This window comes from Alkalihalobacillus sp. MEB130, from assembly GCF_032335535.1.
Taxonomy (GTDB): Bacteria; Bacillota; Bacilli; order Bacillales; family Bacillaceae_D; genus Halalkalibacter.
The window spans coordinates 1-24,106 of the sequence record NZ_JAOANA010000028.1; the positions used below are offsets into that span (position 1 = coordinate 1).

General features: G+C 39.6%; 25 protein-coding genes, 1 rRNA gene and 1 other annotated feature. Of the genes, 24 read left to right on the plus strand and 2 right to left on the minus strand.

The window, feature by feature from the left end:
• Window positions 1-10 precede the first annotated feature (10 nt).
• Window positions 11-126, plus strand: a 5S ribosomal RNA gene (gene rrf / locus N0O92_RS20680).
• 1,056 nt (window positions 127-1,182) lie between these two features.
• On the opposite strand, the gene N0O92_RS20685 is transcribed toward rrf, so the two are convergent.
• Entirely contained in the window at window positions 1,183-1,317 is a 135-nt protein-coding gene (locus tag N0O92_RS20685; protein WP_315616563.1) for a hypothetical protein, read from the minus strand.
• Window positions 1,318-1,595: 278 nt separating this feature from the next.
• On the opposite strand from N0O92_RS20685, the gene N0O92_RS20690 reads away from it, so the two are divergent.
• The 9 genes from N0O92_RS20690 to rsmI all read left to right on the plus strand — a co-directional run bounded on the left by N0O92_RS20690 (window position 1,596) and on the right by rsmI (window position 8,324).
• A complete protein-coding gene (locus N0O92_RS20690) occupies window positions 1,596-1,799 on the plus strand; it encodes a sigma factor G inhibitor Gin (protein ID WP_315616565.1) in 204 nt (67 codons plus the stop codon).
• A gap of 143 nt (window positions 1,800-1,942) precedes the next feature.
• Complete coding sequence (locus N0O92_RS20695; RefSeq protein WP_315616567.1) at window positions 1,943-3,391, plus strand: aminotransferase class I/II-fold pyridoxal phosphate-dependent enzyme; 1,449 nt, start codon at window positions 1,943-1,945, stop codon at window positions 3,389-3,391.
• Window positions 3,384-4,022: a dTMP kinase gene (gene tmk, locus N0O92_RS20700; protein WP_315616569.1), complete on the plus strand. Its 639-nt coding sequence runs from the start codon at window positions 3,384-3,386 to the stop codon at window positions 4,020-4,022. The genes N0O92_RS20695 and tmk overlap by 8 nt, the downstream gene beginning before the upstream one ends.
• A 20-nt stretch (window positions 4,023-4,042) precedes the next feature.
• Window positions 4,043-4,372 (plus strand): cyclic-di-AMP receptor, encoded by a 330-nt coding sequence (locus N0O92_RS20705; protein WP_315616571.1) that lies wholly within the window; start codon window positions 4,043-4,045, stop codon window positions 4,370-4,372.
• A 13-nt stretch (window positions 4,373-4,385) separates the two neighbouring features.
• Window positions 4,386-5,375: a DNA polymerase III subunit delta' gene (gene holB, locus N0O92_RS20710; protein WP_315616573.1), complete on the plus strand. Its 990-nt coding sequence runs from the start codon at window positions 4,386-4,388 to the stop codon at window positions 5,373-5,375.
• A gap of 4 nt (window positions 5,376-5,379) precedes the next feature.
• The gene (locus N0O92_RS20715; protein ID WP_315616575.1) at window positions 5,380-6,207 is read left to right on the plus strand and encodes a PSP1 domain-containing protein; all 828 of its coding nucleotides are present in this window, start codon (window positions 5,380-5,382) and stop codon (window positions 6,205-6,207) included.
• A gap of 15 nt (window positions 6,208-6,222) precedes the next feature.
• Complete coding sequence (gene yabA, locus N0O92_RS20720) at window positions 6,223-6,573, plus strand: DNA replication initiation control protein YabA (protein ID WP_315616577.1); 351 nt, start codon at window positions 6,223-6,225, stop codon at window positions 6,571-6,573.
• A gap of 102 nt (window positions 6,574-6,675) precedes the next feature.
• Window positions 6,676-7,422, plus strand: a complete 747-nt coding sequence (locus N0O92_RS20725) for a tRNA1(Val) (adenine(37)-N6)-methyltransferase (protein WP_315616579.1) — start codon at window positions 6,676-6,678, stop codon at window positions 7,420-7,422.
• Window positions 7,423-7,463: 41 nt separating this feature from the next.
• Window positions 7,464-8,324, plus strand: coding sequence for a 16S rRNA (cytidine(1402)-2'-O)-methyltransferase (gene rsmI, locus N0O92_RS20730; RefSeq protein WP_315616582.1), 861 nt, complete (start codon window positions 7,464-7,466; stop codon window positions 8,322-8,324).
• 621 nt (window positions 8,325-8,945) lie between these two features.
• On the opposite strand, the gene N0O92_RS20735 is transcribed toward rsmI, so the two are convergent.
• Window positions 8,946-9,236 (minus strand): transition state genes transcriptional regulator AbrB, encoded by a 291-nt coding sequence (locus N0O92_RS20735; protein ID WP_315616583.1) that lies wholly within the window; start codon window positions 9,234-9,236, stop codon window positions 8,946-8,948.
• Between the two features lie 185 nt (window positions 9,237-9,421).
• Here N0O92_RS20735 and N0O92_RS20740 point away from each other — a divergent pair, with 185 nt between their 5' ends.
• The 14 genes from N0O92_RS20740 to spoVG all read left to right on the plus strand — a co-directional run bounded on the left by N0O92_RS20740 (window position 9,422) and on the right by spoVG (window position 24,069).
• Entirely contained in the window at window positions 9,422-10,381 is a 960-nt protein-coding gene (locus tag N0O92_RS20740) for a DNA double-strand break repair nuclease NurA (protein ID WP_315616585.1), read from the plus strand.
• A 35-nt stretch (window positions 10,382-10,416) separates the two neighbouring features.
• Entirely contained in the window at window positions 10,417-12,249 is a 1,833-nt protein-coding gene (locus N0O92_RS20745; protein WP_315616587.1) for an ATP-binding protein, read from the plus strand.
• Between the two features lie 65 nt (window positions 12,250-12,314).
• Window positions 12,315-12,566, plus strand: a binding site (T-box leader).
• 69 nt (window positions 12,567-12,635) lie between these two features.
• Window positions 12,636-14,612: a methionine--tRNA ligase gene (gene metG, locus N0O92_RS20750; protein WP_315616589.1), complete on the plus strand. Its 1,977-nt coding sequence runs from the start codon at window positions 12,636-12,638 to the stop codon at window positions 14,610-14,612.
• 127 nt (window positions 14,613-14,739) lie between these two features.
• Window positions 14,740-15,507, plus strand: a complete 768-nt coding sequence (locus tag N0O92_RS20755; protein ID WP_315616591.1) for a TatD family hydrolase — start codon at window positions 14,740-14,742, stop codon at window positions 15,505-15,507.
• Between the two features lie 230 nt (window positions 15,508-15,737).
• On the plus strand, window positions 15,738-16,979 hold the full coding sequence (locus tag N0O92_RS20760; RefSeq protein ID WP_315616593.1) for a resuscitation-promoting factor: 1,242 nt from the start codon (window positions 15,738-15,740) through the stop codon (window positions 16,977-16,979).
• A 600-nt stretch (window positions 16,980-17,579) separates the two neighbouring features.
• Complete coding sequence (gene rnmV / locus N0O92_RS20765) at window positions 17,580-18,137, plus strand: ribonuclease M5 (protein ID WP_315616595.1); 558 nt, start codon at window positions 17,580-17,582, stop codon at window positions 18,135-18,137.
• Window positions 18,137-19,018 carry a 16S rRNA (adenine(1518)-N(6)/adenine(1519)-N(6))-dimethyltransferase RsmA gene (gene rsmA, locus N0O92_RS20770; protein ID WP_315616597.1) on the plus strand — a complete coding sequence of 294 codons (882 nt, stop codon included), beginning with the start codon at window positions 18,137-18,139 and terminating at the stop codon, window positions 19,016-19,018. Before rnmV ends, rsmA begins: the two co-directional genes overlap by 1 nt.
• 49 nt (window positions 19,019-19,067) lie before the next feature.
• The gene (yabG, locus tag N0O92_RS20775; RefSeq protein ID WP_315616599.1) at window positions 19,068-19,925 is read left to right on the plus strand and encodes a sporulation peptidase YabG; all 858 of its coding nucleotides are present in this window, start codon (window positions 19,068-19,070) and stop codon (window positions 19,923-19,925) included.
• A gap of 501 nt (window positions 19,926-20,426) precedes the next feature.
• Entirely contained in the window at window positions 20,427-20,693 is a 267-nt protein-coding gene (veg, locus tag N0O92_RS20780) for a biofilm formation stimulator Veg (protein ID WP_315616601.1), read from the plus strand.
• Window positions 20,694-20,835: 142 nt separating this feature from the next.
• Complete coding sequence (locus N0O92_RS20785; protein ID WP_315616603.1) at window positions 20,836-21,024, plus strand: small, acid-soluble spore protein, alpha/beta type; 189 nt, start codon at window positions 20,836-20,838, stop codon at window positions 21,022-21,024.
• A 181-nt stretch (window positions 21,025-21,205) separates the two neighbouring features.
• Window positions 21,206-22,069, plus strand: a complete 864-nt coding sequence (ispE, locus tag N0O92_RS20790; RefSeq protein WP_315616605.1) for a 4-(cytidine 5'-diphospho)-2-C-methyl-D-erythritol kinase — start codon at window positions 21,206-21,208, stop codon at window positions 22,067-22,069.
• Between the two features lie 58 nt (window positions 22,070-22,127).
• Window positions 22,128-22,976, plus strand: a complete 849-nt coding sequence (purR, locus tag N0O92_RS20795) for a pur operon repressor (RefSeq protein ID WP_315616607.1) — start codon at window positions 22,128-22,130, stop codon at window positions 22,974-22,976.
• Window positions 22,977-23,351: a 2-iminobutanoate/2-iminopropanoate deaminase gene (ridA, locus tag N0O92_RS20800; RefSeq protein ID WP_315616609.1), complete on the plus strand. Its 375-nt coding sequence runs from the start codon at window positions 22,977-22,979 to the stop codon at window positions 23,349-23,351.
• Window positions 23,352-23,775: 424 nt separating this feature from the next.
• On the plus strand, window positions 23,776-24,069 hold the full coding sequence (spoVG, locus tag N0O92_RS20805; protein WP_315616611.1) for a septation regulator SpoVG: 294 nt from the start codon (window positions 23,776-23,778) through the stop codon (window positions 24,067-24,069).
• The last annotated feature ends 37 nt before the right edge of the window (window positions 24,070-24,106 follow it).

A 24,106-nucleotide genomic window follows, 5' to 3' on the forward strand; every position in this document is an offset into this window, starting at 1 on the left:
AATTCTATAGTCTGGTGGCGATAGCGAAGAGGTCACACCCGTTCCCATGCCGAACACGGTCGTTAAGCTCTTCAGCGCCGATGGTAGTTGGGGGCTTCCCCCTGTGAGAGTAGGACGTTGCCAGGCACCCTAAAAGCATTCCATTACGGAATGCTTTTTTCTGTGCATAAAAAGTAGAAGGGCGCTGAAGAGCACTGTTCCGGAGGAACAGAGTCTTCTCCGAGTAAGCCGATGGTTACTTCGTGAATAAACTTCTCTGAAACAACATCATGTCCCCCTGTGAGACGAGCTGTTTCTCTTCGTAAAACAGCAAGAGACTCTTCTAAGAGAAGCTTCGTAATGAACGTCCCCGTAGAAGAGAAATGGCGAGCCAGGACGTTGCCAGGCAGGGCACGCTCTATATAGAAGGCATGAGGTTAGGGATTCCCATAACGTTAATATAGCAGAAGACCCAACGTCTTCCATGACTAAGCCGATGGTTACATCGTGAGTAAGCTACTTGAAATACATCATGTCCCCTTGTGAGTCCGAACCTTTTCTCTTCGTAACACGACGTGGGACACTTCCAAGAAATCACTTCATGGTAAACATCCCCATAGAAGAGAAAGGGTGAGCCAGGACGTTGCCAGGCAGGGCACGCTCCATATAAAAGGCAAGAGGATGGGCTTCACGTAACATAGATAGAGCAGAACCAGCTTCTTCGCCCAACAAGCCGGTGTTACATCGTGAGTAATGGTAATCATCCCATAGAAGAGAAATAGTGAGCCAGGACGTTAGGTTGCGGGTAATGAATGCAGCAGAATCAACATCTTATCCTAATAGATCGACAGTAATACCCTTCTAGAGTGTTCTAATCGGACTGTGGTTCCTTTATTTTATAAATATAAGTCGATTTGAAGTTCTAAACGGACTGAGAAGACTCTATCTTACTTATTTCTACTGTGTAGACGCTCTTTTTTGTCAAATAAGGTCCACTGTGTCCGTCTAAAATTTGAAATGGATATTTTCTGTGAACTAGCGAACCTGGTGTCCGTTTGTATCCTACACTTCTTTTAACATCGAGTAAGCTTCTTGCACTGTTTAATACGCAACCTCTTTAATTAAAATGAAAAAACCGCTCTTAAAGCGGTTTTAAACGTATTAACACCCTAACAATATTTCACATCTAACAAATCAACCTTCTTAATTAGCATTACGAGGGGGCTTATTAGTAGGATGAATGGCTTTTTCCAATTCCTCGGCTGCGATTACGTTATCTACTGTATTGCTGTTTGGTTTTCCTTTTTGACTATAACCTTTATCGCGTTTCTGGCTCATCTTGATACCTCCAATCATTATGCTCCTTGTTAAGATGAGTAAATAAAGGGAAGCTTATTCATATCTCAGAGGTAATCATTCCTTTGTTTTTTCACTAATTAAAATGTTTTTACAGACGACAATGTTTTTTTCTTATGAGATTGTAAAATGAAACATTGTATTCCAAAAGGATAATTTATTTGGGATAGGCACAAAACTACAAAAAAATGAATAGATTAAAAGGAAGTCATGTATGAAGTGTATGTGAATAGCCGATACTGATGTCAGGGGTGATGGATATGCCGAAGACGAAAACAATGAAAGTGCGGCTAGGGGATTGCTGTATGGTGTGTAAGAAGAGAAAGGCTGCAGGTTTACAAGTATTAAACACATTTATGTGCGAAGCATGTGAGGCTGAACTGTTACATCTAAATGAAGAAGATGACATGTATGAAACATATGTAAAACAAATGAGAAATTTATCTACTAACTTTATAGGATAAGAGAGCAAGCCTAGAGATAGGCTTGCTTTTACTTTTCATACAAAAAACGTAACCAAACAGGTGCTTTAAGCTGACATTCTTAACACAGGTAGAAAAGTACAGTATCATAGTAAAATAAATGCAACAAAAGGAGAAAAGTGAAGTTGACTTATAATGATACTCCCTTAATTAAAGCGATACATAATTATAAAAAGAATAATCCCACTTCTTTTCATGTTCCAGGTCATAAGAATGGCTTGTTTTTTCATGAGTCAATTTATAAACAGTTTGAAGGAGCACTGGGATTTGATGTAACGGAACTAGCGGGCTTAGATGACTTGCATGCTCCAACAGGGGCGATTTCAGAAGCACAAAAAAAGGCAGCTAATTTTTATAAAGCAAAAGAAACCTTTTTCTTAGTAGGTGGTTCAACAGTAGGAAACTTAGCCATGATTTATGGAGCATTTAATAGAGGAGATACGGTATTCGTTCAAAGGAACAGCCATAAGTCCGTTTTCCATGCCTTAGAGATAGCTGGGGTAGTACCTATTTTACTAACACCAGAATTTGATCAATATACAGAGCTTCCGATTGGGATTAGTGAAGAAACGTTAGTAGAGGCGTTGCATGACTATCCAGAAGCAAAAGGGTTAGTTTTGACGTATCCTAACTACTACGGGGTCAGTATCGACCTTAAAGCAACCATTACGTATGCAAAGCGTCATCGCCTTCTTGTTTTAGTAGACGAGGCTCATGCTGCACATTATGCTGTGGGATCTCCTTTTCCGACGTCTACGCTAAATCTAGGGGCAGATGTTGTCGTTCAGTCTGCACATAAAATGCTGCCTGCTTTAACAATGAGTTCATTTTTACATATAAACGATAAACTATCTGACTATATCCGACATAGTATAAAGGAAGCCTTAACGATGTTTCAATCGAGTAGTCCATCTTACTTATTAATGGCGTCATTAGATGGGGCGAGGTCTTATGCAGAGGCTCTTTCAAAAGAAGAAATAAATCAAGTTTTAGCAGGAGTCCAGGAGTTTAAGAAAGAATTAACTACCATTAAGCAAATCAAAATAGTTAATTGGCCTGATGCCTATCTTTGTGATCCATTAAAAGTTACAATAAGGACAACAACAAACTTAACAGGGTTCCAACTGCAAGACATGTTTATGAAACATAATCTTTACCCTGAGCTTGCTGATGACAAACATGTTCTCCTTGTTTGTGGTTTAGGAGTCTCGGAGCTTCCTTTCACGCATCTTCACGCTCTACGTCAATCGTTAGAACAATATGAAGTAATAGAAGAGGTAAGCTCAAATTCTTTTCAGAATATAAAGATGAACAGTCAGAAGCTTGAATTAAGTTCAGTTGAGTTGCGTCGCGTACCAAAAAAGCGTGTCCATTTTGAAGAAGCTGTTGACGCTATTTCTGCTGAAGCTGTTATCCCGTATCCACCTGGCATTCCTATTGTCTTACCAGGTGAGAGAATAACGAAGCAAACAGTAGAGCAAATAGAGAAATTGATTGCAGCAGGCGCAACATTTCAAACTGAACAAGAGGTAAAGGATGTTTTGGTAGTTGATTCGGAGGATAGCTATGAGTAAAGGTCTTTTTGTAACAGTAGAAGGTGGAGAAGGGGCTGGAAAGACAACGGTCTTAGATCGAATGGAAGCAGAGTTAACAAACAAAGGGTTCGATGTGATTCGAACGAGAGAGCCAGGCGGTATACGAATTGCTGAACAAATTAGAACTGTGATTTTAGATGTTACACATACAGAAATGGATAGTCGAACAGAAGCATTACTTTATGCAGCAGCGAGAAGACAACATCTTGTAGAAAAAGTTATACCCGCCATAAAAGAAGGCAAAATCGTTCTCTGCGACAGATTCCTTGATAGCAGTCTGGCTTATCAGGGATATGCTAGAGGTATTGGATTTGAAGAAGTAAAAGCGATTAATGAATTTGCCATTGATGGGTATTTACCAGATTTAACACTATTTTTTGATGTTGACCCTGAGATTGGTTTAACTCGTATTAAAAGTGATGAAGCTCGTGAAGTGAATCGACTCGATCAAGAAAAGTTAGATTTTCATGAACGGGTTCGAGAAGGTTATCAAAAAGTGATGAATGTTTATCCTGAAAGAATTAAGAGTATCGATGCGAATCAAGATATTGAGGACGTTTATCAAGATGCGATGAAGGAAATCAATTTCTTTGTTCAGCGCATACGTTAGGAATAAAGGAGCTGTTACAAATGAAATTAATAATGGCTGTGATCCAGGATAAAGATAGCAATCGACTTTCTGATGCACTTGTGAAAGCGGACTATCGCGCTACCAAGCTTGCTAGTACAGGAGGTTTTTTGAAAGCAGGAAACACTACCTTTTTAATAGGAACAGAAGATGAGAATATGGAAGAGGTAATGTCTATAATTAAAGAAAACTGCCAAAGTCGAGACCAACTTGTCGCACCAATCTCGCCAATGGGTGGAAATGCAGATTCGTATGTTCCTTATCCGGTTGAAGTTCAGGTAGGTGGTGCAACGGTATTTGTTTTACCAGTTGAGCAGTTTGAGCAATTTTAAAGGTGTGAACTCAATGCAAACTTGGAATGAATTGAAAGAAATCCAACCACGAATTACCGATTTGCTTGTTAAAACGTTAGAAAAAAATCGTCTAGCGCATGCCTATTTATTTGAAGGTAGCAAAGGAACCGGTAAGCGTGTCGTAGCTCTTCACTTAGCGAAGAGCTTCTTTTGTGAAAAATCAGATGGAGCGAACCCTTGTTTGGAATGTTCGAATTGCCGTCGAATTGAACATGGCAATCATCCTGATGTACATATCATTGAACCAGATGGGTTATCTATTAAAAAGCATCAAGTCGAACATTTGCAAAAAGAGTTTTCTTATCGAGGTGTAGAATCAGCGAAAAAGGTATATATCGTTGAACATGCTGATTTAATGACAACTGGTGCAGCAAATAGCATACTAAAGTTTCTCGAGGAACCTGCGACAGAGACATTAGCTATTCTTTTAACGGAGCAAGGAAGTAAAGTGCTACCAACGATCCATTCAAGAAGTCAGCATTTCACTTTTGCCCCTCTTGCTAGAGAAAATTTCTTAGACAAACTCGTGAAAGATGGAAATTCTAACACTATTTCCAGTTTATTGGCTAGTTTAACAACAAGTTATGCTGAAGCAGAGCAGTTGTTAGAGGGAGATTGGATTGCACAAGCACGAACCGTAGTGATACAATTGATGGAGGAGCTCTATACTAGACCGACTCAAGTTCTTTTTACATTACAAGAGAAATGGCTGCCTCTTTTTAAAGAGAAGTCACAAATCGATTTGGGTTTGGATATGATTCTCTTATGGCTGCGTGATTTAATGTTTACAAAGGTTGGAAAAGTGGACTCCTTAAGTTATATTGATCAAATTGATCTATTACAACAGCAAGCTCTCACTAGTTCGCAGGAAACGATTAGTCAAAAGATGTCAGCTGTTCTTTATGCAAAAAGACAACTTACCGCTAATGTGAACCCTCAGCTACTGATGGAGAAGCTGTTGCTTAATATACAGGAGGGATAGAAGGTTGCATCAAGTTGTCGGTGTACGCTTTAAGAAAGCGGGCAAAATCTATTATTTCTCCCCTGGTTCATTTCAGTTGGAGAAGGGAGAAACGGTAATCGTTGAAACGTCAAGAGGCGTTGAATTTGGCCGCGTTGTCATAGGTACGAAAACAGTAGGCGAAAACGATGTTGTTCTTCCGCTTAAGCAAGTGATTCGAATTGCTACAGAGAAAGATAAATTAGTCGTTAAGGAAAACACAGAACAAGCTAAAAAGGCATTTGAAGTTTGTACAGAGAAGATCATTGAACACAAGCTTGATATGAAGCTTGTCGATGTTGAATATACATTTGACCGAAATAAAGTGTTATTTTATTTTACAGCAGATGGTCGAATAGATTTTAGGGAGTTAGTCAAAGATTTAGCAGCCGTCTTTCGAACAAGGATTGAGCTTCGTCAAATTGGCGTCCGTGATGAAGCAAAAATGCTAGGTGGAATTGGACCATGTGGTCGTGTCCTTTGCTGTTCTTCATTTTTAGGTGATTTTGAGCCGGTATCTATTAAGATGGCAAAAGATCAATCTCTTTCATTGAATCCAGCTAAAATATCTGGGTTATGCGGTAGATTAATGTGCTGCCTTAAATATGAAAACGACATGTATGAGTCAGCGAAAAAGGAACTACCTGATGTTGGTAAACGAGTTAAAACACCTGAAGGAAAAGGGAAAGTAATTGGCTTAAATCTACTCGAACGAGTTATTCAGGTTGAATTAGTTGAAGGTGAGCGAATAGTCGAGTTTACAATGGACGAGCTTATGAGTAAAGAGGGCGTGCCGACTGAAGCCACAGAATAATGGGGTGGGAGCATCGTGGACAAAAAAGCAATTTTTACACAGGTGAGCCAACTAGAAGAGCGGCTAGGTGAATTGCATCATGAGTTACGAGGGTTGAAGGAACAGTTGGCCTACCTAATTGAAGAAAATCATTATCTTCATATCGAAAATGAAAATCTTAGGGATCGTCTAGAAGCTCAAGAGGAAGCTCAAGAAGAAGGACAGAATAAGGAAACAAAGGCTAAGAAACCGTATGTAGGTGAAGGGTATGATAATTTAGCCAGGTTGTATCAAGAGGGGTTTCATGTTTGTAATACTCATTATGGGAGTATTCGTTCAGATGGCGATGATTGCTTATTCTGCTTATCTTTCTTACATCAAAAATAAAGACGTACCATGGCAAGTAAATACTATTATTAAGGGGGACAGATCTTACGTTAGAAAACGAAAGATCTGTCTTTCTGCCTAATAAAGGAGTGCACGAAACGAGTGAAACTACAGGAAGGAGAACGTATAGACTATATAGCTGGAACCGATTTACGAGTTGTTCAAAGTCCGCACGTTTTCTCATTTTCAATTGACGCCATACTATTAGGGCGATTTGTACATGTACCAATACAAAAAGGCAATATTTTAGATTTATGTACAGGAAACGGGGTCATCCCTGTTTTGCTGACAACCAGGTCAAAGGCAAGGATTGTAGGAATTGATATACAAAGCAAACTTGTTGAGATGGCCAATCGAACGCTACAGTTAAATGACATACATAACCAAATCGAGTTCATGGAAGCAGATCTTAATCAAATTCCATCTGAGGTCACACTTTCTTCCTTTGATGTTGTAACATGTAACCCACCGTACTTTGAAACGGTAACGGAACATGAAAAAAATCGAAATAAACATTTAGCGATTGCGCGGCATGAGATCTACTGTACGCTAGAAGATGTCATTCGAGTGTGTAGTCAATATGTAAAGCAAAAAGGGAAGGTTGCATTGGTTCACCGACCAGAAAGACTAACCGATATAATGACACTTATGCGTACCTATCGAATTGAACCAAAACGGATTCAATTCGTTCATCCGAAAGAACAAAAAGAAGCAAATATGGTTCTTGTTGAAGGAATTAAAGATGGGAAATCAGGTGTAACTTGCTTGCCACCAATCGTTGTTTATAATGAACAAGGAACGTACAGTGAATCATTTCGTTCTATTTATGAAGGCATAGATGTGAAATAACGTTCTCATGAGTATGAGAGTTCAAGGAAGGGATATAAAAAATGAACGAACAAAGTAGTTACAGTGATTCTATGGAAGGAACACTTTATTTAATTCCGACACCAATAGGAAATCTTGAAGATATGACCTTTCGCGCTGTTCGAATGCTTAAGGAAGTAGATATTGTAGCAGCAGAAGACACAAGACAAACAAGAAAGCTGTTTAATCATTTTGAGATTGATACCTCTCTTGTAAGTTATCATGAACACAATAAAAGAAAAGCTGGAGATTCACTAATTGAACAAATGAAAGCTGGCAAACAAGTGGCCTTAGTAAGTGATGCGGGAATGCCCGCTATATCCGATCCCGGACAAGACCTTGTTCAAGAGGCATTAAAGGAGAGATTAAAAGTAATTGCTTTACCAGGAGCAAATGCAGCATTAACAAGTTTAATTGCATCAGGATTATCCACAGAGCGGTTTGAGTTTATAGGATTTCTTCCACGTCAAAACAAGCAACGTCAAGAGTTTCTTGAACAAATAAAAGGAAACCCAACGACGTTAATTTTCTACGAATCACCTCATCGATTAAAGGAAGCACTCGAAGCCATGCACAAAGCGCTTGGAAATCGTAAGATCAGTATAAGTCGAGAACTAACAAAGAAATTTGAGGAGTACCAACGAGGAACAATAGAAGAAGCGATTGAGTGGAGTAAAACAGGGACAGTGAAAGGTGAATTTTGCCTTGTAGTAGAAGGAAACCAAAATAAAGAAGAAGACGACCAATGGTGGGATTCCCTAACAACCTTGCAGCACGTTAATCATTACATCGAACTAGGAATGTCATCCAAAGATGCGATAAAGCAAGTAGCAAAAGAAAGAAACATCCAAAAACGCCTCGTCTACGCAGAATATCATAGCTAGTCTTAAAAGGGCGGTTTTCCCTTTTAAGACTAGCTTACAATGAGCGGAGCCGCCGTAATGTTTTAAGTATTTTGGGCGCTTTTCCCAAAATACGCACGGCGAGAGAAGCCATTGTCATCGAAGAGTAAACGGAAGATAGATCAGATAAAAAAGGGCGGTTTTCCCTTTTAAGACTAGCTTACAATGAGCGGAGCCGCCGTAGTCTTTTGAGTGTTTTGGGCGCTTTTCAAAACGCTGTTTCCGTAAAGATTGTTGCTATGAAATAGTTTTTCCTCGTAGTGAAATGGAGCGGAAGTCACTCGACTCCTGCGGGATGCAGAGGTAGGGGCGAGACCCCTCTGGCGCAGCCGAGGAGGCTCGGCACCTCCTTGCGGGTGCGAGTGACTGAAGCGCAATGGAACGAACATGAGAAGAACACGTTTCCGCTTATTGCTTAAAGGGCACTGAAAAAGGTACAATTTTCACCTTTTTCAGTGCCCTCAAAATACACACAGCGAGAGAAGCCATTATACATCGAAGAGAAACCCGAAGGTAGACTAGCTAAAAAGGGTGACTTCCCAAGAACATACCGACAACATTATCATTGTGGTAGAACTATGGGTAGCCACCCTTTTTATTATATTATGCTTGAGTTGAACGAGAAACGTACTCTTGAAGTTCTTTAATAATTTCTTGTGCGCCTTGTGGGCTAAGAATGATTTTGCCGTTTGCAACAGAAAGATTCTCATCAGATACTTCTCCAGTTACTTGGCAAGTCATATTTGGTTTGTATTTTTTTAAAATGATACGATCATTATCAACGTAAATTTCAAGTGCATCCTTTTCAGCTATGTCTAAAGTACGACGTAGTTCAATCGGGATAACAACACGTCCTAATTCATCAACTTTACGAACGATACCAGTAGATTTCATGATTGTGTCTCCTCTCAGACTATAGAACAAATTTATTTTGTGTCATTATTCGACAATTTTCTATCTGTATCTAGAGTACCAGTGTTTCCAAATCAAGTCAATTGTTTTTTTGTTACAAATTTTAGGACGATCAAGTTTGAAAACCTTGATAAAGTAGGATTTTTACGTAGGAGGAGAAACGAATAATGTTAGAGATGTATCCTGATTTAGTAAAAAAAATCAAAGATTTAAATGAAAATTTACATGAAATTTACCAAAAAACTCCTACGGATAACGAGACCATTCGACAAAAACTTCAAGATGCGGATGCGGAAATTCGACATATTTCACGTCTTTCGACAAGTGCACTTTCCCACTGGTTACAAGGCAAGGAATTAGCTGGGGTTGATGGCTCAGTTAATCAAACAAAAGGAGAAGCTCCTCATATACTGTATTTATTTCAGGCGTTGGCGAAAACGACAACGGGATACGAGTGCAAAGCAACAGATTTATTTTCGCCGTTGTTGCATAATGAAGAGACCGAAGAGGAAGACAAGCCAGTCAATTACCGCTCACATTTGTTAGCAAAACTAGAGTTAAAAGTTGCTATTCAATTAATGGAAGAGAGATCGTTGGCCATTTTAATTATGGACGGTGCGTTGTATCATTATCGAATCGATGCTCCTGAAGAATGGGATTTGCTACGAAAAATGGCACTCGAGAAAAATGTATTGTTAGTTGGTGTTTCTGAAGAAATTACAACCGCCAATTTAGTGAAGTTAGAGGCATTTGAAGCATTTTCCAAACAGCCTCATACATACGATCGTGACCTATTATTTGGCGTGCTTAAACAGGAAGAAATGGTATTTGTCGAAAATATCCAAAGCAAAGCTGGACTACAATCTGTTTGGATGAGGTTAACATCCGATCCTGCCATTACTGGATTTGATGTGTTAGAAGAACAAGCTTCTTATAAAGAAGAGATTGCCAGTCTCTTATTAACACTGACTCCTAGAGATGGACGCGGCATTCCCCTATGGTTGGACCATATTGACAGAGAAGTGAGAGTAACAGATAAACTGGTAGAAGCACTCGTTGAACAATATATTGAGACAGATATTAGAAAACGATTTTTTGAGAAAAAACGAGCGGGCAGACCATATTAACGTATAGTTTTAAACAAGAATGAGGAGGTTGCATTATGCAAATTGTAGGGGTTACGACGCAGCATGAAGTGTATGTTGCTTCTAAAATACATAAGTTTCGCATGAATGAAATGCTAGTCATTGAAGATGAGGCGCTATACCAACCGAAAGGAGAGGTCGTAGAGACATTCTCTTACAATCGCTATATTCCAATGGGCTTTGATAAAGGAATTGCCGATGATCAAGTTTTAAAGACGTTGGAGCATATTGGCTATGATATCGGTGCAGATGACATTCATTTAGCAAAAGTGCGTTTATTTGAGGAAGCGGTACAACCGATTCAAACAGGATCAGCTGTTAGACACCCTCATTTTAATGAAATCTCAGATTTATTAGTAAAAACGGCACCTGAAGACGGCCTTGTGTTAGGGGAAGTGAAATCAACCGATTTTATTGATTCTACATTGCCAGAATCATTAAAAGGACTGTTGCACATTCATGATCATAATGGGTTACGCAATCAAAACGGCGTTCCCTTTATTTTTGATATAAGAGCGATGCAGCAATACCCACATATTGGTGTCTTCGGTGGATCCGGGTCAGGAAAATCATTTGGCCTCCGAGTGATGCTTGAAGAATTAATGAAATTACAAATACCGACTCTCGTTTTTGATCCGCATTTTGAAATGAATTTTCAGACAGAGGCATCGGGTACACAAGGAGTTGTTTCATATCGTGAACGTTACACGGTTGTCCAAATTGGCCAAGATGTGGGCGTTGATTTTTCTGCTTTATCAACACGAGATGTTGAACGGCTTTTGTCAGCAGCAGGGTCACTTACAGAATCGATGATTAATGTCATCCAAACTGTACATAAAAGAAAAGATAGCTATCAGTCTTTTAGTGATCGGATTGCTAATCTAGCGGAGGCGTTAGAACTTGGAAAACAAAAAATAGAAGCGCTGCTCCATGACGGTGGAATGACAAGAGATGAGGTCACACGTTATTCAACGTTTAAGAAGTTGCTCGATCAGTTTGGCAGCTTGCCTCTTGCATCGGTAAAAGGAATTTCATGGCGTGTGAATCGTCTCTATCAAGCAGGTTTATTTCAACAAAACATCCGAGCGATTGAGCAAGGAATTCATGCTGGTAAGCTCGTCGTGATTCAAGGGCCTGTATGGCTCTTACAAGTATTTTCTAGCTATGTTATTGGGGCTTTATACGGAAAGCGCCGATCGTTTCGCGATGCCAAGCTTCAACAAAAACAAGGTGAGTTTTTTCCGCCTTTTGTTGTTGTAACAGACGAAGCCCATAATTTTGCACCGAAAGGCTATGATGCGCCTGCAAAATCGGTTTTAAAAGAAATAGCTCAGGAAGGGCGGAAATATGGAGTCTTTCTCATCTTTGCGACGCAGCGTCCGACTTTGCTTGATGAAACCATTACGGCTCAGCTGAATTCGAAGTTTGTCTTTCGGACGGTTCGTGGAACGGACATTCAAACGATTAAAGAAGAAACTGACCTGACACATGATGAAGGGAAACGTCTTCCTTATTTGCGTTCTGGTGATGTTTTCGTTTCTTCTGCTATCATGGGAAGAACGATGGCAATTCGAATTCGCATGGCCCATTCTGCGAGCCCGCATACATTAAACCCATTTGATGAATTGAAAAAAATGAAAGAACAAGACTCTGAACAGTTGTTAAAAGCACTAGATGGGTATTTTCCTTTAGCTGAAATGAACATTATGACACACCTTACTAAGCTAAACGAAGAAGCAGAAAAGAATTGGGATGTACAAACTTGGAAACAGGAGCTTGACCGACTAAGCAGTGAAGGAATCTTGAAAAAAGAAAAGACGCCATTTGCTACGCTGTATAACCGCTCTTGACTAGAAACAGCGAATTAGGTATATTTTGGGTAGAATTTTGACATAGTAGAAATGACAGTCTATAACATGGTCCAATGAAGGGATGAGTACAGCAAGTCATCTATAGGTAGCGTTGCTATGCAGAGAGCCGGGGTAGCTGAAAACCGGTATAGGTGCTTGTTGGAAGATGGTCCTGGAGGAGTTTACTTTCGAGTGCTTGCATAAGGGAGTAACGTAGCTGGCGTTAACAGAAGAAGTCTTAGACTTCATGAGCCTTTTTGTTGTGAAATGAAAAGGGAAATTTGGGTGGTACCACGTGAGATGCTCTCGTCCCGATCGGATGAGGGTTTTTTGTATTGTTTGTACATAGCTACTATATTTTTACGTTATTAGAGGAGGAAGTTTTTGTGACAGATCCAAAGAAGACATTTTATTTAACAACCCCTATTTATTATCCAAGTGACAAGCTGCATATTGGCCACGCATACACAACAGTGGCAGGAGATGCGATGGCACGTTATAAGCGCTTACGTGGCTATGACGTTCGATTTTTAACAGGTACAGATGAGCACGGGCAAAAAATTGAGACAAAAGCAGCAGAAAAGGGACAAACTCCTCAAGAATTCACAGATCAAATTGTAGCTGGAATTCAAGAGCTTTGGAAGAAGCTTGATGTTTCTTATGATGATTTTATTCGTACAACCGAAGAACGTCATAAAAAGGTCGTTGCTCAAATATTTGAGCGTTTGCTTGAAAAGGGAGATATTTATCTAGATGAATATGAAGGTTGGTATTCCATTCCTGATGAAACGTTTTATACAGAACGCCAACTAGTTGATCCGATAAAAAATGAGCAGGGAGAAGTAATTGGAGGAAAAAGTCCAGATAGTGGACACCCTGTAGAAAAGGTACGCGAACAGTCTTATTTCTTTAAGATGAGCAACTATGCAGACCGACTTTTGAAGTTTTATGAAGAAAATCCTACGTTTATTCAACCGGAATCTAGAAAAAATGAAATGATTAACAATTTTATTAAACCGGGTTTAGAGGATTTAGCTGTATCTCGTACGTCGTTTACATGGGGAGTTCAAGTTCCTAGTAACCCAAAACATGTTGTCTATGTATGGATTGATGCGTTATCTAACTATATTACTGCTCTTGGCTATGGCAGTGACAACGAAGAACTTTATAATAAATATTGGCCAGCAGATGTTCATTTAGTAGGGAAAGAGATTGTTCGATTCCACACGATTTATTGGCCTATTATGTTAATGGCTCTTGATTTGCCACTACCGAAGAAAGTGTTTGGTCATGGCTGGCTTTTAATGAAAGACGGAAAGATGTCAAAATCAAAAGGAAATGTCGTCGATCCCGTGCCTCTTATTGATCGTTACGGTTTAGACGCACTTCGTTATTACTTGTTGCGTGAAGTTCCATTCGGATCAGATGGAGTCTTTACACCAGAAGGTTTTGTTGAGCGCGTGAATTACGACTTAGCTAATGATTTAGGGAATTTATTAAACCGAACAGTGGCCATGATTAACAAATACTTTGACGGACAAATGCCTGACTATGTGAAAGATGCAACACCGTTTGATGCGTCTTTAGTTGAGTTAGTAGAAGCGACTGTTACAAAAGTAGAAAATGCGATGGAAGAAATGGAGTTCTCCGTTGCTTTAACTGCGATTTGGCAGTTAATTAGTCGGACCAATAAATACATTGATGAAACGCAACCGTGGGTTCTTGCCAAAGACGAGGCAAAGAAAGAAGAGTTAGGTTCAGTTATGTATCACCTTGCTGAATCACTCCGTCAAGTATCTATTATGGTACAACCATTTATGACAGAAACTCCTAAACGTATTTGGAAACAGCTAGGTCTTTCAAATGAGCTGACAGCTTGGTCTACACTTGAAACATTTGCTCAAATTCCAAGTGGAACAAAAGTAGAAAAGGGCGATCCGATCTTCCCTCGTCTTGATATGGAAGACGAAGTCGCTCATATTAAAGAAATGATGGGTGGGTCAACAAAGAAGGAAGAAGACGTACCTGAAGTTGAAGAAAACGAAATCACCATTGAGGACTTTTCAAAGGTAGAATTACGTGTCGCAGAAGTTTTACATGCTGAGCCTGTTACAGGAGCAGATCGTTTATTGAAAATACAGCTTGATTTAGGTTCTGAGAAGCGTCAAGTTGTTTCTGGAATTGCGAAATTCTATTCTCCGGAAGATCTTGTTGGAAAAAAAGTAATCTGTGTAACGAACTTAAAACCTGTAAAATTACGCGGAGAACTTTCTCAAGGGATGATTTTAGCAGGATCAAAAGGTAAAAAATTGCAACTTGCTACAATTGATGGAAACTTACCAAATGGAGCACAAGTTAAATAAATCGGTAAGGAGGGGGTGGCCAAAGGTATTTGACTTACCTTAGGCACTCCCGAAAAATGAGAAGCTTTCTATTCTTCAGGAGAGTAGAAAGCTCATTTTTATTATGGTGAAAGGAAGTAGGTACAGCATGTTATTTGATACACATGTTCACTTAAATGCAGATCAATTTGATGAAGATTTAGAAGAAGTACTCGGTAGAGCCAAAGAAGCTGGTGTTGAATATATGGTTGTCGTTGGATTTGATGAGAAAACGATTAACCGTGCAATGGCATTAGTCGAAAGGTATGACTTTCTTTATGCTGCGGTCGGTTGGCACCCAGTAGATGCAATTGACATGAAGGACGAGCATTTACAATGGTTAGAAGAATTAAGTTCACATCGGAAAGTAGTAGCACTTGGGGAAATGGGCTTGGATTATCACTGGGATAAATCGCCTAAAGAGGTTCAAAAGCAAGTATTTCGTGAACAAATTCGTTTAGCAAAGAAGGTAAAATTGCCTATTATTATTCACAATCGTGAAGCAGATCGAGATATTGTCGATATGTTGAAGGAAGAAAACGCCAGTGAAGTAGGGGGCATTATGCACTGCTTTGGAGGGAGTGTGGAAATTGCACAGGAATGTTTGGACATGAATTTTCATATATCTCTTGGGGGTCCTGTTACATTCAAAAATGCAAAACGTCCGAAACAAGTAGCAAAAGCCGTTCCACTAGATCGACTTCTTATCGAGACCGATTGTCCATATTTAGCTCCTCACCCGAATCGAGGAAAAAGAAATGAGCCAGCTTATGTGAAACTTGTTGCCGAACAAATTGCTGAACTTCGTGAGCTAGAATATGACCACGTTGTGCAGCAAACGACTGAGAATGCAAAAAAATTATTTGGCATATCTTGATAGCAAATTATAGGCTTTTTTGACGAGGCTTGTCTAAATATTCGTTGATTCGAAATAGTTCTACAAACATTGGTAGATGCATAAAGTGGACGTGTCGATAAGTTTTTGTTTCCTTTGCTTGCGTTTTCATAGATAATAAGGACAATGCGGCAATTAACAAAAATTAGTGAGTTGACAAAAGGAGGTACAGTGTTTATAATTCGGACGTTGAGAAGGAGGAATTCATTGAGATGGAAACAAACAGGAGCCAACTCCTTCCTGCTCTAAGTTTTAGGAAAAAGTTGGTTATCTCCGTTATCAGTCTCATACTCTTTGGAGGCGTGATTACGTACGCTGTATACGAGGCGACTAAAGCAACAGTAACGATCTCTATTGATGGAGAAGAAGTTACAGTGCAGTCACATGCATCTACCGTTGCTGAACTGATGAAGGAGCAAGAATGGGAAGTCCAAGATTACGACTTTATAGAACCAGGATTAGACACAGAAATTACAGGTAACTTATCTGTTACATGGAATCAAGCTAAAGAAGTATTTGTGACAATCCAAGGTCATGAAGAACCGGTTTGGACGACTGCAGATGATGTGGAACAACTCATAAAAGAATTAAATATTGACTACCGAGAAGAACATGACTTACTTTCGCCAGCATTAAACGAAGAAATTACTGACAGAATGAATCTAATCTATGAATCTGCCTTTCAAGTAGAGCTTACTAGTGACGGAGAACAGCATGAATTATGGACAACTTCGACGACTGTCGCTGACTTTTTAGAGAGAGAAAGTGTTACATTAAGTGAGCTTGATCGCGTTGAGCCTGCATTAGAAACAAGGCTTGACCGAGAATCAGAAATTCAAGTAATACGTGTAGAAAAAGTCACCGATGTGGTGGAAGAGTCTGTCGCGTTTGGAACAGTGACAAGAAAAGATAGTGAATTACGATCTGGAAGAGAAGAAGTTGTTCAAGCTGGAGAAGAAGGAAAAGTGAATAAACACTATGAAGTAGTACTCGAAGACGGAGAAGAAGTGTCTAGGGAGCTTGTAAAAACGGAAACGGTAAAAGAAAGCAAGGACCGTATCGTAGCCGTAGGAACGCAACCAGCACCTACTGTGTCTCGTGGATCTAGTTCAAGTAGTTCAAGTTCAAGTAGTTCAAGTTCAAGTAGTTCCTCTTCTAGTAACGGTCGAACAATGACAGTTACGGCAACTGCTTACACAGCAGGATGCAGCGGATGCAGCGGAATTACTGCGACTGGCATTAATTTAAATAATAATCGTAATATGAAGGTAATCGCCGTTGATCCAAATGTCATTCCACTTGGTTCTCGTGTCCATGTAGAAGGATATGGAGAAGCCATTGCTGGTGACACAGGCGGAGCAATTGTTGGCAATAAGATTGATGTTCATGTACCGACAAAATCCGATGCACGTGCATGGGGAAGACGTACGGTGAAGATTACTATTATTAACTAATACATGCACAGGGTGAAGAGCCACCCTGTGTTTTTTTAGAGCCTAAGGAAAAAGGACGAACTAGCCTTTTTCCTTAGGCTCTAAGCAATGAGAGGAACCGCCGTATGTTTTAAGACTTTTGAGTGAATTTCTCAAAAGGCGAACGGCGAGTGGAACCATTGCAAATTGAATCAAAAAAGGACGAACTAGCCTTTTTCCTTAGGCTCTAAGCAATGAGAGGAACCGCCGTATGTTTTGAGGCTTTTGAGTGAACTTCTCAAAAGGCGAACGGCGAGTGGAACCATTGCAAATTGAATCGAAAAAGGACGAACTAGCCTTTTTCCTTAGGCTCTAAGCAATGAGAGGAACCGTTATATGTTTGGAGTGTTATTGCGGTAGTGAAAAGAAAAGAAAGAAGAAGCCGCGGCCACAAAGAGGGGTTTAAAGGTAGCAGAAAGAGAAGAAAGAGGAAATCACGGCCGCAAAGTTGGATTTAGAGGTAGTGGAAAAAGAAGAAAGATAACCCCACAACCGCTACCAAGCAGAATCAACTATACATAACATGTTAATTATCTGTTTTTCAGGTTAAAATAGAACGAGCCTAATTGTTAGGGGTATAATATGAAAATTAAAGAAGTCATTGTAGTAGAAGGTAAGGATGATACGGTAGCGATAAAAAGGGCAGTAGATGCAGACACGATCGAAACGAATGGATCGGCAGTAAGTGAAAGTACCCTTGCCCAAATTGCACTTGCTCAGGAAAGAAGAGGGGTCATTGTTTTAACAGATCCAGATTATCCAGGTGAGCGAATCCGTCGAATCATTTCTGACCGAGTACCAGAATGCATGCACGCTTTTTTACCTAAGAAAGAAGCAATTTCAAAAAACAAAGATGATTTAGGAGTGGAAAATGCAACACCTGAGGCAATTCGCCAAGCTCTTAGTCATGCAAAGCAAGAAGAGATCATTCAAACAGAGTTAATTGATTGGCAGGATTTACACGCAGCTGGTCTTATAGCAGGCCCTAATGCCAAACAAAGACGTGAGCGTTTAGGAGATTTGCTTCATATTGGCTATGCTAATGGTAAGCAGCTTCATAAACGTCTTCAAACGTTTCGGATTTCTACAAATGAGTTCCGAGAAGCAATACAGCGTGTGTTTGAGGAGGAACAAAACTGATGATAAAAGATATAGCAACGCCAGCACGTACAAAAGAGATTTTAAACAAGTATGGATTTAGCTTTAAAAAGAGTTTAGGGCAAAACTTTTTAATTGATACGAATGTGTTAAGAAACATTGTCGGTTCAGCAGATATTACGGAAAACACAGGTGTAATCGAGGTTGGACCTGGGATTGGAGCTTTGACTGAACAGTTAGCAAAACGAGCTAAAAAAGTTGTTTCTTTTGAAATTGACCAACGATTGCTTCCAGTCCTTGAAGATACACTTTCTCCATATGATAATGTTTCTATTATTCATTCTGACGTGTTAAAAGCAGACCTGCAGCAAGCGATAGAGGAAAACTTTCAAGGTATAGAGGACATTATGGTTGTTGCGAACTTGCCTTATTATGTAACGACTCCAATATTGATGAAGTTTTTGGAGGAACATTTGCCGATTCGAGGAATTGTTGTCATGATTCAAGCAGAAGTAGCGGATCGGATTGCAGCTAAGCCAGGCACAAAAGAATACGGAGCATTATCGATAGCGGCACAGTATTTTGCTAAAGCAGAGCGTGTACTAACTGTACCAGCTACTGTATTTGTTCCGCAGCCACGAGTGGATTCGGCTGTTTTGCGTCTTACCATTCGAGAAGAACCTGCTGTAACAGTTTCGGATGAGTCTTATTTCTTTCAAGTTTTTCATGCTTGTTTTGCAAATAGACGAAAAACGATCCTAAATAACCTTGTTCACAATTTAGGTCCAAAAGAAAGAAAGCAAGATATTGAAGAGGCTTTGAATGAAGCGGGTATTGACCCTAAGCGAAGAGGAGAAACACTTTCGCTTGAGGAGTTTGCAAGCTTAAGCGAATCATTACTAAAAAGATTTCCAAGATCCTAGCACACTTGCCCTCTTTTCCACATATTTTAAGTGGAGAGGAGGCGTGGCAATGAAGCTTAAAAAAGGGGATATCGTCGCTCGCCCTTCGTATCAATGTGATTTGTTGTTTAGGGTTGTAGAAATATTTCCTGATTATGTAGAACTTCATGGTGAAGATATGCGTCTACTGGCAGATGCCCCGATAGATGATGTTGTCCTCGTTTCAGAAAAAGATCGAACAGAGCATGAGAAAAAGTCGAAAGAACTCGAAGAACATTCTTATCTACTTTTCAGGCAAGATGCGAAATTAATGAAACAGCGTGGAGACTATCAAGTCACATCTAGGTACAAGAGCGAATCAGAGTATTTTGAATTGCGAGGTCGTGTCCTTCATATTGATGGTGATGGCCTGTATCTTCGTAAATGCACAGAGCTATATAATAAACTGGGTGTACCTGTTTACGGAGTACATCTTCCTGAACATGAAATGCCTGATCAAATTGGTTCGCTATTAAAAATGGTTCAGCCAGACATCGTTGTCGTAACTGGCCATGACGCTTATTTAAAAACAAAAGGCGATGAACGTGATATACGTTCATATCGCAATACAAAATATTTTGCCGAATGTGTTCGCATAGCTAGAAAACATTCTTGGCATCGCGATGAATTAATTATTTTTGCAGGAGCGTGTCAATCTCATTTTGAGACATTGATTAAAGCGGGTTCTAATTTTGCAAGTTCACCTGATCGTGTGAACATTCATGCACTTGACCCTGTTTATATTGCTTCTAGAGTAAGCCTGACATCATTTATGGACCGAGTAAGCCTTTCAGACGTCCTTCGTAATACAATTACAGGTGAAAAAGGTCTAGGAGGCGTCGAAACAAAAGGCGTGATGAGACGCGGGATGCCAATGAAATATGAATAAAGAGCAAAAACCTAAGATTTAGAGTTGTCTCTAGTCTTAGGTTTTTTTCCTCTTTGCGTCGGTAGCGATGGAAGATGGCAAAAAAAGAAATACAGGTGCAAAGAATAGCCAAGATAAGCATAAGAGAAGAATAAGTAGTAAATAAGAGGAAAGTTCCGCAAAAGGTTTGGTTAAGACGCAAATAGAGTAAAAGAGCCGCAAAAAAATGTACAATCCGCATATACTTCTCGACTTGCCGCATAAAACAAACCTACTAATGTATTTGTCCTATCTCCATACATCCACTCGTTAAAGTAAGGAAATCTCTCTTTTCTAAATAAACTTTCAATACATAATTTTTCTGATTCTACCCATACTAAGGTCGAATTAGTAGTAAGTGTTATTTATTTTTTCGTCAAAATAGATTGACAAAATTCTCGTTTGCTTGATATAATTTTAAATTTATTTGACGAAAAATGTAGATTGTGCTATACTACACATACAGTGAGGTGGGGTGTCGTAATGGCAAAAACATTAATAGACATTAAGCGTGCATTGGATGCTAATGTTGGTAAGAGAATTACGATTAAGGCAAATGGTGGTCGTCGGAAAACGTCGGAGCGTTCTGGTCTTCTTGAAGAAACTTACCCTTCTGTGTTCATTGTGAAATTAGATGAACAACAAAATGCGTTTGAACGAGTTTCTTATAGTTATGCTGACATTTTAACGGAAACAGTTGAGTTAATGCTCTGTGAAGAGGGTCTTGATTCAACGGTTCTAAAGGCATAATTGGACTAGATATAAGATATACAGACAAATATAACCCTCTGAAGGTAAATTTCAGAGGGTTATATTTGTCTGTATGGTGCAAATACTACAAATGTCGTTGTAGAAACGACATCCTTATCCTTTTAAAAGGAGTTGTTGTGACATGAGTAGAAGAAGAGGCGTCATGTCTGACCAATTTAAAGAGGAACTTGCCAAGGAACTTGGGTTCTATGATACCGTTCAAAAGGAAGGTTGGGGCGGTATTCGGTCAAGGGATGCTGGGAATATGGTTAAACGGGCAATTGAAATAGCCGAGCAACAACTTGCAAATCAACAAAATAGAATGAAATAATGTTAGGAAGCCAGGAGAATGTTTGCCTGGCTTTTTTCAACGAGACCGTTCTTAATTTTCCTAATCCTTCCTTTTGGTGTATGATAATATGACTATATGATGGAAAAACCGACAACAGGTGGTATGTTTAGTTGACAAATGATAAAATAGCGTAAGCAAACGGATATAGAAGGTGACGAGTGTGAGATGTTCTGTGAAAGCACCAGCGAAAATTAATTTGTCGCTTGATGCTATTAGAAAACGCGAGGATGGGTTTCATGAGGTAGAGATGATCATGACTATGGTTGATTTGGCCGATAGGATTGACCTGACGGATCGAGAAGATGGGACTATTCAAGTGGATGTATCAGAAGGATTTGTTCCGAATGATCATAGAAATTTAGCTTATCAGGCTGCGGATTTACTGAAGAAACGGTATGATGTGAAAAAGGGAGTATCGATTTACATTACAAAACGTATTCCTGTAGCTGCTGGTTTAGCAGGAGGAAGTAGCGATGCGGCTGCAACGTTGAAAGGATTAAACCAATTATGGAACTTAGGGTTAACGCTAGATGAGTTAGCGGAACTTGGAGCTGAAATTGGTTCAGATGTCTCTTTTTGTGTGTACGGAGGAACAGCTCTAGCAACGGGACGTGGAGAGATCATTCAGCAAATTCCTTCGCCGCCTCCTTGTTGGGTGATTCTTGCCAAGCCTCCAATCGGGGTATCAACAGCAGAAGTTTATAAACGGTTAAAGGTACAAGAAATTGAGCATGCCAATACGAAAGCAATGATACATGCAATTGAGCAACAAAACTTTGCTAGTATTTGTGACAATTTACATAATGTCCTTGAGTCGGTTACGTTGGACATGTACCCAGAGGTTCGAAATATTAAAGAACAAATGATTCGTTTTGGGGCAGATGGAGTGTTAATGAGCGGAAGTGGGCCTACGGTTTTTGGACTTGTTGAACATGAATCAAGACTACACCGAGTTTACAATGGTCTTAGAGGATTTTGTCAGGATGTTTACGCTGTCAGACTAATTCGGTCGTCAGGGACTTGATTAAAACCGAACGAACGTGATATATTAAATTAAAATATTCGGTTTTAGTGGAGGTTATATGAAAAAGCTTAAACGTAGTGGCCGCCTTGTAGATATGACCTATTTCTTATTGCAGCACCCGCACGAGGTGATTTCCCTTACTCATTTCTCGGAGCGTTATCAATCAGCTAAGTCATCGATTAGTGAAGACCTAGTTATTGTAAAAGAGATTTTTGAAGGAGAAGGTTATGGGTCGCTCCTGACAATTTCCGGAGCAAGTGGGGGAGTAAAATTTATTCCTCGCATTCATTCTGAACAAGCTGAAGAATTTGTGAATGAAGTAATCGATAAGCTAGCAGTTCCTGAACGTATTTTGCCGGGTGGATATTTATATATGATGGACCTTTTAGGTAATCCAAAGTTCATTCAACGTCTTGGACAAGTGTTTGCATCCGTTCTAGCGAATCAAAAAATTGACGCTGTTTTAACTGTTGCAACAAAAGGAATTCCTCTTGCTTATGCAGTTGGCCAATATTTAAATGTGCCGGTTAGTATTGTAAGAAGAGACCACCTTGTGACGGAAGGTTCTATGGTTAGTATTAATTATGTGTCAGGCTCTTCGAAACGAATTCAAACGATGACATTGGCACGCCGGAGTTTAGCACCAGGTTCACGTGTGTTTATTGTCGATGATTTCATGAAAGCTGGCGGTACGATAAGAGGAATGATGGACCTACTTGAGGAGTTTCAAGCTGAACTAGTAGGCATCGGAGTCTTAGTAGAGTCAGTTGGTGTAGAAGAGCGTTTAGTAGACGAGTATATGTCGATTACGAAATTATCAAACGTTGATGTTCGAAACAAAACGATAACGGTTGAACCAGGCAGTGTATTAGAATTATTAGAAAAGATGGAATCGGAGGAGAATTAAATGAAGACTATTCATACGAAACTAGCACCAGATGCAATTGGACCTTACTCTCAAGGAGTTATCGTAAACAATATGTTTTATAGTTCTGGACAAATTCCTCTAACAGCTGAAGGAGAACTGTTAAACGGAACAGTTGAAGAACAAACACATCAAGTATTTAAAAACTTAAATGCCGTTTTAACAGAAGCGGGAGCTTCGTTTGAAACAGTTGTAAAAGCAACAGTTTTCATTAAAAACATGGAAGATTTTCCTCTTATTAATGAAGTGTATGGTCAATATTTTGATACACATAAACCAGCTAGGTCTTGTGTCGAAGTGGCAAGGTTACCAAAAGACGTATTAGTTGAAATTGAAGTAATTGCTTTAGTTAAGTAATGAAAGATCAGAGTGGTAATGCGCCACTCTTTTTCTTTTTTTAGGCTGTTTGTTTCGTTACGGGCCCGTTCCATTGCGCTTCAGGCACTTGCTTTCCGCGGGGAGGAGCCAAGCCCCCACGACGTTCCGTCAGTGGTGTCTTGCCTTTTCCTCTTTTTCCCGCAGGAGTCAAGTGCCTTCCGCTCCATTCCACTTAATATACTGGAATTCCAATGAAATTTTTTTGAGAAATATAGGTGATTGAGAGATCTAGCGATTTATTTGTAATCGCTTACCGGTGAAAAAAGGCGAAATAACAATGGTTTCAGCAAGTTTTTGCAAAAATCAATAAAAAAATAAAAAATTTTTTGTCTAAAGAAGGAATTCGTACTTTTATAGAGAATTGTGTAAGTAAGAATAAACAAATATTAGGTGGTGGCCAACAATGCAGGTAACAGATGTGAGATTGCGTCGAGTAAATACGGAAGGCCGTATGAGAGCAATAGCTTCTATAACGATTGACCATGAGTTTGTGGTACATGATATTCGCGTAATCGATGGTAACAATGGGTTATTTGTTGCAATGCCTAGCAAAAGAACCCCAGATGGCGAGTTTCGTGATATTGCGCACCCAATCTCTTCTCAAACAAGAGAAAAAATTCAAACAGCTGTATTGACAGAGTATGATAAAGCTGGAGAATTTGAAGAAATTGAATTTGAAGAAGCTGGAGCTTCTTAAAACGTAAGAGAGCCCTAATTTAGGGTTCTTTTTTTTG